The sequence below is a fragment of the Novosphingobium sp. FKTRR1 genome (genome assembly GCF_020404405.1).
Taxonomy (GTDB): Bacteria; Pseudomonadota; Alphaproteobacteria; order Sphingomonadales; family Sphingomonadaceae; genus Novosphingobium.
Window position 1 is genome coordinate 136,483 of the sequence record NZ_JAIZDA010000005.1, and the last position, 11,835, is coordinate 148,317.

12 protein-coding genes and 1 pseudogene are annotated in these 11,835 nt (G+C 62.8%); all 13 read right to left on the minus strand.

Annotation, left to right across the window (positions count from 1 at the left end; genetic code table 11):
* Window positions 1-10: 10 nt before the first annotated feature.
* Complete coding sequence (gene nuoL, locus LDN95_RS07520; RefSeq protein ID WP_226017040.1) at window positions 11-2,071, minus strand: NADH-quinone oxidoreductase subunit L; 2,061 nt, start codon at window positions 2,069-2,071, stop codon at window positions 11-13.
* Window positions 2,072-2,081: 10 nt separating this feature from the next.
* A complete protein-coding gene (gene nuoK / locus LDN95_RS07525; protein WP_226017041.1) occupies window positions 2,082-2,387 on the minus strand; it encodes an NADH-quinone oxidoreductase subunit NuoK in 306 nt (101 codons plus the stop codon).
* Window positions 2,384-2,998, minus strand: coding sequence for an NADH-quinone oxidoreductase subunit J (locus LDN95_RS07530; RefSeq protein ID WP_226017042.1), 615 nt, complete (start codon window positions 2,996-2,998; stop codon window positions 2,384-2,386). The genes nuoK and LDN95_RS07530 overlap by 4 nt, the downstream gene beginning before the upstream one ends.
* 15 nt (window positions 2,999-3,013) lie before the next feature.
* Window positions 3,014-3,499, minus strand: coding sequence for an NADH-quinone oxidoreductase subunit NuoI (gene nuoI / locus LDN95_RS07535; protein ID WP_226017043.1), 486 nt, complete (start codon window positions 3,497-3,499; stop codon window positions 3,014-3,016).
* Window positions 3,496-4,560 carry an NADH-quinone oxidoreductase subunit NuoH gene (gene nuoH / locus LDN95_RS07540; protein WP_305082577.1) on the minus strand — a complete coding sequence of 355 codons (1,065 nt, stop codon included), beginning with the start codon at window positions 4,558-4,560 and terminating at the stop codon, window positions 3,496-3,498. The genes nuoI and nuoH overlap by 4 nt, the downstream gene beginning before the upstream one ends.
* A complete protein-coding gene (gene nuoG, locus LDN95_RS07545; RefSeq protein WP_226017044.1) occupies window positions 4,557-6,566 on the minus strand; it encodes an NADH-quinone oxidoreductase subunit NuoG in 2,010 nt (669 codons plus the stop codon). Before nuoG ends, nuoH begins: the two co-directional genes overlap by 4 nt.
* Window positions 6,566-7,855, minus strand: a complete 1,290-nt coding sequence (nuoF, locus tag LDN95_RS07550) for an NADH-quinone oxidoreductase subunit NuoF (protein ID WP_226017045.1) — start codon at window positions 7,853-7,855, stop codon at window positions 6,566-6,568. The genes nuoG and nuoF overlap by 1 nt, the downstream gene beginning before the upstream one ends.
* Window positions 7,856-7,895: 40 nt before the next feature.
* Entirely contained in the window at window positions 7,896-8,564 is a 669-nt protein-coding gene (locus LDN95_RS07555) for an NAD(P)H-dependent oxidoreductase subunit E (RefSeq protein WP_226017046.1), read from the minus strand.
* On the minus strand, window positions 8,564-8,914 hold the full coding sequence (locus tag LDN95_RS07560) for a nuclear transport factor 2 family protein (RefSeq protein WP_226017047.1): 351 nt from the start codon (window positions 8,912-8,914) through the stop codon (window positions 8,564-8,566). The genes LDN95_RS07555 and LDN95_RS07560 overlap by 1 nt, the downstream gene beginning before the upstream one ends.
* Complete coding sequence (locus LDN95_RS07565; RefSeq protein ID WP_226017048.1) at window positions 8,911-10,122, minus strand: NADH-quinone oxidoreductase subunit D; 1,212 nt, start codon at window positions 10,120-10,122, stop codon at window positions 8,911-8,913. The genes LDN95_RS07560 and LDN95_RS07565 overlap by 4 nt, the downstream gene beginning before the upstream one ends.
* Before the next feature lie 20 nt (window positions 10,123-10,142).
* Window positions 10,143-10,754 (minus strand): annotated as a pseudogene (locus LDN95_RS07570) (NADH-quinone oxidoreductase subunit C); the annotation flags it as partial.
* 12 nt (window positions 10,755-10,766) lie between these two features.
* Window positions 10,767-11,345 (minus strand): NADH-quinone oxidoreductase subunit B family protein, encoded by a 579-nt coding sequence (locus tag LDN95_RS07575; RefSeq protein ID WP_226017050.1) that lies wholly within the window; start codon window positions 11,343-11,345, stop codon window positions 10,767-10,769.
* Window positions 11,342-11,728, minus strand: coding sequence for an NADH-quinone oxidoreductase subunit A (locus LDN95_RS07580; protein ID WP_226017051.1), 387 nt, complete (start codon window positions 11,726-11,728; stop codon window positions 11,342-11,344). The genes LDN95_RS07575 and LDN95_RS07580 overlap by 4 nt, the downstream gene beginning before the upstream one ends.
* Between the last annotated feature and the right edge of the window lie 107 nt (window positions 11,729-11,835).

Below are 11,835 nucleotides of genomic sequence, written 5' to 3' on the forward strand. Positions count from 1 at the left end.
GAAGAACCAGTCATCGTGCAATCACCCAGCTGATCGCGCCGACAAGGCCGACGAGCATGACCAGCGCATAGCTGTTGAGGTATCCGGTCTGCAGTTTCACCGCCGCGCGGCTGCCCTGCTTGACCACCCAGGCCGCACCGTTCGGGCCGAAGCGATCGATGATGCCGATATCGCCGACCCTCCAGAACACGCGGCCAAGCCACAACGCGGGCTTCACGAACACCACTTCGTAGAGTTCGTCGAAGTACCACTTGTTGAGCAGGAAGCGATAGAGGAAGGCGAACTGCTCGACGAACGCCGCCGGGAACCGCGGGTTGACGATGTAGGCGTAGAGCGCGATCGCAAGGCCAGTGGTCATCACCCCGAACGGAGCCCACTTCACCCAGGTCGGCACGTGGTGCGCGGCGTGGATGAGGTGTTCATTGAACACCAGCGCGCCCTTCCAGAATTCGCCCGTGCCTTCGGAAATGAAGGCGTGGTTGAACACAAAGCCCGCCAGCACCGCACCGATCGACAGCACGATCAACGGGATGAGCATGACCACGGGGCTCTCGTGCGGGTGATAGCCCGCCGTGCCATCGCTGTGCGCGTGGTCGTCATGACCGTGATGGGCATGATCGTTTGCATGGTCATGACCATGATCGTCATGCCCGTGCGCGTCGTGAACAGCGTGCTGGATATGCTCGGATTGTTCCCAGCGCGGCTTGCCGAAGAAGGTCAGGAACACCAGGCGCCACGAATAGAAGCTGGTCAGCAACGCGGCGAAGATGCCCATGAAGAAGGCGAAGTGCGACAGCTCGGTACCGCGCGCATAGGCTGCCTCGAGGATAGCGTCCTTGGAATAGAAGCCCGCAAACCCGGCTACATCGACGATACCAACGCCGGTGATCGCCAGCGTGCCCGCGGTCATCGCCCAGAACGTGACCGGAATCTTCTTACGCAGCCCACCATAATACCGCATGTCCTGTTCGTGGTGCATCGCGTGGATCACCGAACCAGCGCCGAGGAACAGCAGCGCCTTGAAGAATGCGTGCGTGAACAGGTGGAACATCGCCGCGCCATAGGCTCCGACGCCTGCAGCAAAGAACATGTAGCCCAGTTGCGAACAAGTCGAATAGGCGATCACGCGCTTGATGTCGGTCTGCGTCGTGCCGACAGTGGCGGCAAAGAAACAGGTCGCCGCGCCGATGAAGGTGACAAAACCGAGCGCGGTCGGGCTCGTTTCGAACAGCGGCGACAAGCGGCAGACCATGAACACGCCGGCGGTGACCATCGTGGCGGCGTGGATCAGCGCCGACACCGGGGTCGGGCCTTCCATCGCGTCGGGCAACCAGGTGTGCAGGCCAAGCTGCGCCGACTTGCCCATCGCGCCGATGAACAACAGGATGCACAGCACCGTGGCGGTATGGAAGCGATAGCCGAGGAAACCGATGGTCGAGCCGTTCAGCACGGCAGGTGCGTTGTGCAGGATCGCCGGGATCGACACGGTGCCGAACACCAGAAACACACCGAAAATCCCGAGCATGAAACCAAGGTCACCCACGCGGTTGACCACGAAAGCCTTCATCGCGGCGGCATTGGCGCTGGGCTTGCGGAACCAGAACCCGATCAACAGGTACGAGGCAAGGCCGACGCCTTCCCAGCCGAAGAACATCTGCACCAGATTGTCCGCCGTCACCAGCATGAGCATGGCGAAGGTGAACAGCGAGAGGTAGGCGAAGAAGCGCGGCTGGTCCGGCTCCTCGCTCATGTAGCCCCAAGAGTACAGGTGGACGAGCGCCGAAACACTGGTGACAACCACCAGCATGACCGCTGTCAGCGCATCGACCCGCAAGGCCCAGGCGAAATCGAGATTGCCCGACTTCACCCAGTGGAGCACGGGTACGACCACTTCGTGCGCGTCGCCCGACAGGAACGACAGGAAGATCGGCCACGACAGCGCACAACTGATGAACAGCGCGCCGGTGGTCACCAGCTTGCTTGGCACGAAGCCCAGCGTCTTGTTGCCCAGCCCCGCCACGATGGCGGCAAGCAGCGGCAGGAACACGATGATCAGGATGGAAGACGACATGACGGTGGTCTCAGCCTTTCATCCGGTTGACGTCATCGACCGCAATCGTCCCACGACCCCGGAAGTAGATGACAAGAATGGCCAGGCCGATGGCGGCTTCACCCGCCGCAACGGTCAGCACGAACATCGCGAAGATCTGCCCAACCAGATCGCCAAGGAACGCGCTGAACGCGACCAGGTTCAGGTTCACCGACAGCAGGATCAGCTCGATCGACATCAGCATGATGATGACGTTCTTGCGGTTAAGGATGATGCCGAGCACGCCGAGCACGAACAGGATCGTGCTGACGATGACATAGTGCGTGATGCCGATCACAGCGAAACCCCCTTGCCGATTTCAGGCTGCATGTTGACGGTCGCCTCGTCCGGGCGGCGCGCGTTCTGCTTGGCCACGTTCTGGCCGCGTACGCCGCTGCGCTGGCGATGGGTCAACACGATGGCCCCGATCATGGCGACGAGCAGGATCACGCCAGCCGCTTCGAACAGGAACAAGTACCGGGTATACAGCAGAGCGCCGATAGCCTCGGTGTTCGACAGCGCACCTTGCGCCGCGGCGCCCGAGGTTTTGCCGATGGCGAGGCCGCCCGCATTGTCGACCACAAGGCCGACGAACAGTTCGACAAACAGCACCACCGCGAGCAGCAGGCCAAGCGGGAAGTTGCGGACGAACCCGGCGCGCAGTTCGGCGAAATCGATGTCGAGCATCATCACCACGAACAGGAACAGCACCGCGACCGCGCCGACATAGACGATCACCAGCAGCATGGCGATGAACTCTGCCCCGACGAGCACCATCAGCCCGGCCGCGTTGAAGAACGCAAGGATCAGCCACAGCACCGAATGCACCGGGTTGCGCGAAAAGATCGTCACCGCACCGCTGAACAACATCAGGGTGGCGAACAGATAAAAGGCGAATGCCTGGATCATGGTCTGCGCGGCCCCTTACCGGTACGGTGCGTCGGCTTCAAGATTGGCAGCGATCGCGCGCTCCCACTTGTCCCCGTTCGCAAGCAGCTTGGCCTTGTCATAGAGCAGCTCTTCGCGCGTTTCGGTCGCGAATTCGAAGTTCGGCCCTTCAACGATGGCATCCACCGGACAGGCTTCCTGACAGAAGCCGCAGTAGATGCACTTGGTCATGTCGATGTCGTAGCGCGTGGTGCGGCGGCTGCCGTCATCGCGCGGTTCGGCCTCGATCGTGATCGCTTGAGCCGGGCATACCGCCTCGCACAGTTTGCACGCGATGCAGCGTTCCTCGCCGTTGGGATAGCGGCGCAGCGCGTGTTCACCCCGGAAGCGTGGGCTCATCGGGTTCTTCTCGAACGGGTAGTTGATCGTCGCCTTGGGCTTGAAGAAGTACTTCAAGGTCAGCCAGTGCGCCTTCACGAACTCCCACAGGGTGAAGCTCTTGATGAGTTGGGCGGCGGTCATGCGAAGTGTCCGGTAGCCATGAGGTATCCGCTGATCAGGAACACGAAGACCAGCGACAACGGCAGGAAAATCTTCCAGCCAAGACGCATCAGCTGGTCATAGCGGTACCGTGGTACGGTGGCCTTCACCCAGCTGAAGATGAAGAAGAAGAACAGGATCTTGCCCAGCAGCCAGACCACGCCCGGAATCCAGTACAGGATCGGAATATCCAGCGGCGGCAGATAGCCACCCCAGAACAGCGTGGCGTTGAGCGCGCACATCAACAGCACGTTGGCATATTCGCCCAGCCAGTAGAGCGCGAAGGCCATCGAGGAATACTCGGTCTGGTAACCCGCGACGAGCTCGCTTTCCGCCTCGGTCAAGTCGAACGGCGCGCGCGCTGTTTCGGCCATGCCAGAAATGAGGAACATCACCCATATCGGAAACAGCAGCGGGTTCGCGACGAAGCCGTTGATGATCCAGATGTGATCCTTCTGCGCCTTGACGATGTCGTTCAGGTTGAACGACCCAGCCCACAGCACCACGCAGATCAGGATGAAGCCGATCGAGACCTCGTAGCTGATCATCTGGGCCGATGCGCGCATCGCCGAGAAGAACGGATACTTCGAGTTCGACGCCCAGCCTGCGATCACCACGCCGTAAACACCGAGCGACGAGATCGCGAGGACGTAGAGCAAGCCGACGTTGATGTTACCCAGCACCGCGCCCGAATTGAACGGGATCACCGCCCAAGCCATCAGCGCGACGGTGAAAGTAATAATCGGCGCGAGCAGGAACAGGCCCTTGTTCGCCGCGCTCGGGATGATGGTTTCCTGCAGGAACACCTTCAAGCCGTCGGCGAATGACTGGAGCAGCCCGAACGGTCCGACCACGTTGGGGCCACGGCGCAGTGCCATGGCCGCCCAAATCTTGCGGTCGGCATAGATGATCATCGCGACGCCGAGCATCAGCGGCAGCGCGATCAGCAGGATGTCGACCACGGTCGCCACGCCCCACGCCCATTCATAGGGCATGCCCCACGAGACGAAGCGTTCGACCGGTGGAAGGGAAAACCAGCTCATTCCGCCGCCTCCGCTTGAACTTCACCGTGCAGCAGTTCCGCCGAGCAGCGCTGCAGCGTCGGGCTGGCGCGGCTGATCGCGTTGGTGAGGTAGTGGTCCTTGATCGGATAGGCCGCGATCACGCCATCGGCACGTGCACCCTGCGGCGCGGCGGGCAGATCGCCATAGAACGCCAGCCCTTCTGCGCCCAGCGCGGGCACTTGCGCGATCATCGCGGCGCGCAGTTCGGCAAAGCTGTCGAACCCGACCGAAACGCCGAAGGCATCGGCCAGCGCGCGCAGGATCGTCCAGTCCTCACGCGCGTCACCCGGTGCGAACACGGCCTTTTCGGCGAACTGCACGCGGCCTTCGGTGTTGACGTAAGTGCCGTCCTTCTCGCTGAACGCAGCACCGGGCAGGATCACGTCGGCAGCGTGCGCCGCCTTGTCGCCGTGATGGCCGATATGCACGATCATCGAATTGGCAAACTTGGTCCAGTCGACTTCATCCGCGCCGAGCGAGATGACCAGCTTGGGCTGCGCGGCAACGATATCGGCCAAGCCGCCCTTCTGCGCATAGCCGAGCATCAGCCCGCCCATGCGCGCGGCGGCCATGTGCAGCACGTTGAAGCCACTCCAGCCGTCTCGCACCAGGTTGAACCGTGCCGAGAAGGCAAGGCCGGCTTCCAGTCCGCCCTTGGCAAGCCCAGCCCCGCCGACGATGATCGCCGGACGTGCGGCAGCTTCGAACGCGGCGACGACTTCGGCGGGCAGTTCGTTGATGATCGCCGCATCTTCGCCGAGGAAAGTGGCCGGATAGGTCGGTTCCCACTTCGGGCCGATCACGAAGACCTTGGCGCCCTTCTTGGCCGCCTTGCGCAGACGCGGGTTGAGCAACGGCGCTTCGTCGCGCACGTTGCTGCCAAGGATCAGGATCGCGTCGGCGTTCTCGATCCCGGCGATCGTCGAATTGAAATTCACCGCCGCCAGGTTCGAGGTGTCATAGGCCATGCCGGTCTGGCGGCCTTCGAGCAGCGAGGAGCCGAGCGCGGCGGCCAGTTGCTTGGCGGCGAACTGGGTTTCGCAATCGACCAGATCGCCAGCGATCACCGCCACCGATGAGCCCGGATTGATCGCCGCGACGGCGGCAAATGCTTCGGCCCAGGTAGCGGCCTGCAGCTTGCCGTCGCGGCGCAGCCACGGCTTGTCGAGACGGCGGCGGGTCAACCCATCGACCAGATAGCGGCCCCGGTCAGACAGCCATTCCTCGTTCACGTCATCGTTGACGCGCGGCAGTGCGCGCAGCACTTCGCGGCCACGACTGTCGAGGCGAATGTTGGCGCCAACAGCGTCCGACACGTCGATAGAAAGGGTCTTTTTCAGCTCCCACGGACGCGCTTCGAACGCATAAGGGCGGCTGGTGAGCGCACCGACCGGGCACAAGTCGATGACGTTGGCTGACAGTTCGTGGCGCGCGGCCTGTTCAAGGTATGTCGATATCTGCATACCCTCGCCGCGATAGAGCGCGCCGATTTCATCGACCCCGGCCACTTCCTCGCTGAACCGCACGCAGCGGGTGCAGTGGATGCAGCGGGTCATCACCGTCTTGATCAGCGGGCCCATGGTCTTTTCGGTGACCGCGCGCTTGTGCTCGTGATAGCGCGAACCGCCACGGCCATAGGCAACAGACTGGTCCTGCAGATCGCATTCGCCGCCCTGATCGCAGATCGGGCAGTCGAGCGGGTGGTTGATGAGGAGGAACTCCATCACCCCTTCGCGCGCCTTCTTGACCATCTCGGAATCCGTACGGATTTCCTGGCCTTCGCTGGCGGGCAGCGCGCACGAAGCCTGCGGCTTGGGCGGTCCGGGCTTCACTTCGACCAGACACATGCGGCAGTTGCCAGCGATGCTCAGCCGCTCGTGATAGCAGAAGCGCGGGATTTCCTTGCCGGCCAGCTCGCACGCCTGCAGCACGGTTGCGCCCGCAGGAACTTCAAGCTCAACGCCGTCTACTTTGACCTTGGGCATTACTCTGCGGCCTCCGACAGTGCCGATCGATCGGCAATGCGACGTTCGATTTCGGGGCGGAAGTGGCGGATCAGGCCCTGGATCGGCCATGCCGCCGCGTCACCCAGCGCGCAGATGGTGTGGCCTTCGACCTGCTTGGTCACCTGCTGGAGCATATCGATCTCCGACACATCGGCATCGCCAGTGCGCAGACGCTCCATCACCCGCCACATCCAGCCGGTGCCTTCGCGGCACGGCGTGCACTGGCCGCAGCTTTCGTGCTTGTAGAAGTACGACAGGCGGCTGATCGCGCGGACGATGTCGGTGGACTTGTCCATGACGATCACCGCCGCTGTGCCAAGACCCGAACCGACTGCGCGCAGGCCGTCGAAGTCCATCGGTGCGTCCCAGATCTGGTCGGCCGGAACCAGCGGCACCGACGATCCACCGGGGATCACGGCCAGCAGGTTGTCCTTGCCGCCGCGAATTCCACCGCAATGCTTCTCGATCAACTCGCTGAACGGGATGCTCATCTCTTCCTCGACCACGCAGGGACGGTTCACGTGCCCGCTGATCTGGAACAGCTTGGTGCCCTTGTTGTTGTCGCGCCCGAAGCTGGAGAACCAGCCCGCGCCGCGCCGCAGGATCGTGGGCGCAACCGCGATCGATTCCACGTTGTTGACCGTGGTCGGGCAGCCGTAAAGGCCCGCGCCAGCCGGGAACGGCGGCTTCAGGCGGGGCTGGCCCTTCTTGCCTTCAAGGCTTTCGATCATCGCGGTTTCTTCGCCGCAGATGTAGGCGCCCGCGCCGCGATGCACGAACACGTCGAAGTCATAGCCCGAACCAGCCGCGTTCTTGCCCAGCAGCCCAGCGTCATAAGCTTCGCGCACTGCGGCGAACAGCGTTTCGGCTTCGCGGATGTATTCACCGCGAATGTAGATGTAGGCGGCGCGGGCGCGCATCGCGAAGCCCGCAACCAGCGCGCCCTCGATCAGCTTGTGCGGATCGTGACGGATGATTTCGCGGTCCTTGCACGAACCGGGTTCGGATTCGTCGGCGTTGATGACCAGAAAGCTGGGACGGCCGTCCTTGCTTTCCTTGGGCATGAACGACCACTTCATGCCGGTGGGGAAGCCAGCACCGCCACGACCGCGCAGGCCGGAATCCTTGATTTCCTGAATGATCGCGTCTTGCCCGCGTTCGAGCAGCGCCTTGGTGTTGTCCCAATCGCCCCGCGCCTGCGCGGCGGCAAGGTTCCATGGCTGGAAGCCATAGACGTTGGTGAAGATGCGGTCCTTGTCAGCGAGCATCAGCGAGCGCCTCACAACGAATGTCGGCAAGTGCCATGGCTTACCACTCCCCCCGATAGTCGTGGTTTTCGGCCACCATCGCGGTCAGGTTAGACAACGCGCCGGCGGGTTCCACGGTGTGGCGGCCGGGCAATTGCGTGCCGGTCTTGGGCTGACGGCCTGCGGCCAGCTCGTCAAGGATGCGCTCCATGTCGGCGGCGGTCAGGTCTTCGTAATTGTCGTCGTTGATCTGAACCATCGGGGCCGATGCGCAGTTGCCCATGCACTCGACCTCGGTCAGCGTGAACAGCCCGTCGTCGGTGGTGTGGCCCTTGTGCAGGCCCTTGGCCTTGCAGGCGGCCAAAATGTCGTCCGACCCGCGCAACATGCACGGCGTCGTGCCGCAGACCTGTACGTGGAAGCGGCCGATCGGAGCGATGTTGTACATCGTGTAGAACGTCGCCACTTCGACCACGCGGATGATCGGCATGTCGAGTTGCGCGGCCACGAATTCCAGCACGGGGATCGGCAGCCAGCCTTGCGTGTTCAGCTCGGCACCGACCTGACGCTGCGCCAGATCGAGCAGCGGCATCACTGCGCTGCGCTGACGACCGGCGGGATAGCGCGCGACGATCTCCTGCGCCTTGGCCGCGTTTTCGGCGGTCCACGCAAAGTTACCCCAGCGCGCGCGCAGTTCGGGGCTGTCAGGTTCGATATGACGGTCGGCCATTAGCGGATGAACTCCACCCGAGAGCACTTTTCGCCCTCGAAAGTATAGACTGCGACCACGTCGAACGGCTCGACCAGCGGTGAACCGTCGGTCGAAGGGCCGCGCGTGACGTGTTCGCGCATGAGCACGTAGTTGCCGATTTCCTGCGCGTGCAGGACTTCGGCCTTGTTCTGCGGCCAGCGCGCGAATGCGGCGGCAAGACCCGAGCGGGTGCCTTCCTTGCCGTCACGCACCACGTCGCCGCGATAGTTGGCTTCGCTGGCCTCGTCGGTCATGTGCGCGACGTATGTGTCCACATCCTGCGCATTATAGGCGGCAATCATAGCCTTGGCGGTGTCGACAAGGCTCACCGGTCACACTCCCCGAACACCACGTCGATGGCACCAAGAATGGCGGTCGCGTCGGGCAGCATGTGCCCCTTGGACATGAAGTCCATGGCTTGCAGGTGCGAAAACGCGGTCGGGCGGATCTTGCAGCGGTACGGCTTGTTGCTGCCGTCGCTGACCAGGTAGACACCGAATTCGCCCTTGGGGCTTTCGGTGGCAACATAGACTTCACCCGCCGGAACGTGGAAGCCTTCGGTGTAGAGCTTGAAGTGATGGATCAGCGATTCCATCGAGCTCTTCATCTCACCGCGCTTGGGCGGGCTGACCTTGCGATCGTCCGAGGCGATCGGGCCTTCGGGGATCTGTGCCAGGCACTGCTTCATGATGCGGGCCGACTGGCGCACTTCTTCCACGCGGACCATGAACCGGTCGTAACAGTCCGAATTGGTGCCGACGGGAATGTCGAACTCCATGCGGTCGTACACGTCGTAGGGCTGGCTCTTGCGCAAGTCCCACGGAATGCCAGCGGCGCGGATCATCGGGCCGGAAAAGCCCCAGGCCAGCGCGTCTTCCTTGGAAACGAGCGCAATGTCGACGTTGCGCTGCTTGAAGATGCGGTTGTCGACGACCAGGCTCATCGCGTCCTCGAACAGGCGCGGCAGGCGGTCATCGAGCCATTCGGCGATGTCGGCGAGCAACTTGACCGGCACGTCCTGATGCACCCCGCCGGGGCGGAACCACGCCGAGTGCATGCGGGCACCCGAAGCGCGCTCGAAGAAGTTCAGGCAATCCTCGCGGATTTCGAACAGCCACAAGTTGGGCGTCATCGCGCCCACGTCCATCACGTGCGACCCCATGTTGAGCATGTGGTTGCAGATGCGGGTCAGTTCGGCGAACAGCACGCGCAGATACTGCGCGCGCAGCGGAACTTCGAGGTTCAGCAGCTTTTCGATGGCGAGCACATAGGAGTGCTCCATCGCCAGAGGGGAACAGTAATCCAGCCGGTCGAAGTACGGCAGGGCCTGAAGATAGGTCTTGTGCTCGATCAGCTTTTCGGTGCCGCGATGCAGCAGGCCGACGTGCGGATCGATGCGCTCGATGATTTCGCCGTCCAGCTCCATGACCATGCGCAACACGCCGTGCGCGGCAGGGTGCTGCGGCCCGAAGTTGATGGTGTAGTTGGAAATGACCTCATCGCCGGTGGTCGGCGACTGTTCGAGTTGCAGGCTCATGCCTTCGCTCCTTCCCCAGCGGCCTTTTCATCGCCCGGCAGCACGTAGTCAGCGCCTTCCCACGGGCTCATGAAATCGAACTGCCGCAGATCCTGCGCCAGCTTGACCGGCTCATAGACAACGCGCTTGTCCTCTTCGGAATAACGCAGTTCGACATAGCCGGTGAGCGGGAAGTCCTTGCGGAACGGGTGCCCCTGAAAGCCGTAGTCGGTCAGGATGCGGCGCAAGTCGGTGTTGCCGGCAAACAGGATGCCGTACATGTCGTAGGCTTCGCGTTCGTACCAACCGGCGTTGGGCCAAAGCGTGGTCACGGTCGGCACCGGCACCACTTCGTCGGTCGTGGTCTTGACGATCAGACGCACGTTGCGCGTCACCGACAGCAGGCAATAGACGACATCGAAACGCTCGGCCCGATTGGGGTAGTCGGCGCCCGCAATGTCCATCAATTGCTGAAACTGGTGGGCATCGCGCAGCGTGCGCAGCGCGGTTTCCACGCCGTCACGCGCCACGTTGATCACGATCTCGCCGTGTTCCTCGCGCGCGGCGACGACAAGATCGCCCAGCGCGGCGACGACTTCATCGAGCAGGCCATCGAACGAGGCATAGCGGGGGGCGGAATGGAGCACGGCCATTTGCGATACTCCTCAGCGTTCCAGCGTGCCGGCGCGGCGGATCTTCCGCTGCAGCTGCATCACGCCATAAAGCAACGCCTCGGCCGTGGGCGGGCAGCCGGGAACGTAGATGTCCACGGGCACGATGCGATCACAACCGCGCACCACCGAGTAGCTGTAATGGTAATAACCGCCGCCATTGGCGCAACTGCCCATCGAGATGACGTACTTCGGCTCGCTCATCTGGTCATAGACCTTGCGCAGCGCCGGAGCCATCTTGTTGCACAGCGTACCCGCCACGATCATCACGTCCGACTGGCGCGGAGAGGCGCGCGGGGCAGCACCAAAGCGCTCCATGTCATAACGCGGCATGTTCACGTGAATCATCTCGACCGCGCAGCAGGCAAGCCCGAAGGTCATCCACCACAGCGAGCCGGTACGCGCCCACTGGAACAGCTCTTCGGTCGAGGTGACAAGGAAGCCCTTGTCCGAGACTTCGGCGTTGAGGCTGTCGAAGAACGCGGCATCTGGCGCCACGATCGGCGCACCAGCGGCGTTGAGAAGCGGACCGCCAGCGGCGGTGACGAGGGGAGTGTTGGCCACGGTGCTCATTCCCAGTCCAATGCCCCCTTCTTCCACGCATAGGCAAACCCGATCACCAGTTCGCCCAGAAACACCATCATCGTGATCCAGCCGGCCCAGCCGCTTTCCTTCAGGCTGACCGCCCAGGGAAACAGGAACGCCGCTTCAAGGTCGAACACGATGAACAGGATGGCGACCAGATAGAACCGCACGTCGAACTGGCTGCGCGGATCTTCGAACGCGGGGAAACCGCATTCGTACTCCGACAGCTTTTCGGCGTTGGGCTGGTGCGCGCCAGTCAACCGGGCGACCCCCATGGGCAGAAAGACGAAGGCCGACGATAGCGCCAGCGCGATCCCCAGAAAGATCAGGATCGGCAGGTATTGGGCCAGGTACGAAGTTTGCTCGACCAAGGGGCTGACTCACCTGTTTGGGTTATCCGCCGCGCCCTAGTCCCGCCGTGGCCCCGGCGCAAGTGGGGTGCACCGCAATATGCACCCCTCACCCCATCCTTTTTGGG

Coding starts and splice junctions, on each gene's coding strand:
- nuoL (WP_226017040.1), bottom strand. CDS start 2,071: ATGTCGTCTTCCATCCTGATCATCGTGTTCCTGCCGCTGCTTGCCGCC.
- LDN95_RS07530 (WP_226017042.1), bottom strand. CDS start 2,998: ATGATCCAGGCATTCGCCTTTTATCTGTTCGCCACCCTGATGTTGTTC.
- nuoI (WP_226017043.1), bottom strand. CDS start 3,499: ATGACCGCCGCCCAACTCATCAAGAGCTTCACCCTGTGGGAGTTCGTG.
- nuoH (WP_305082577.1), bottom strand. CDS start 4,560: ATGAGCTGGTTTTCCCTTCCACCGGTCGAACGCTTCGTCTCGTGGGGC.
- nuoG (WP_226017044.1), bottom strand. CDS start 6,566: ATGCCCAAGGTCAAAGTAGACGGCGTTGAGCTTGAAGTTCCTGCGGGC.
- nuoF (WP_226017045.1), bottom strand. CDS start 7,855: ATGCTCGCTGACAAGGACCGCATCTTCACCAACGTCTATGGCTTCCAG.
- LDN95_RS07555 (WP_226017046.1), bottom strand. CDS start 8,564: ATGGCCGACCGTCATATCGAACCTGACAGCCCCGAACTGCGCGCGCGC.
- LDN95_RS07565 (WP_226017048.1), bottom strand. CDS start 10,122: ATGAGCCTGCAACTCGAACAGTCGCCGACCACCGGCGATGAGGTCATT.
- LDN95_RS07575 (WP_226017050.1), bottom strand. CDS start 11,345: ATGAGCACCGTGGCCAACACTCCCCTCGTCACCGCCGCTGGCGGTCCG.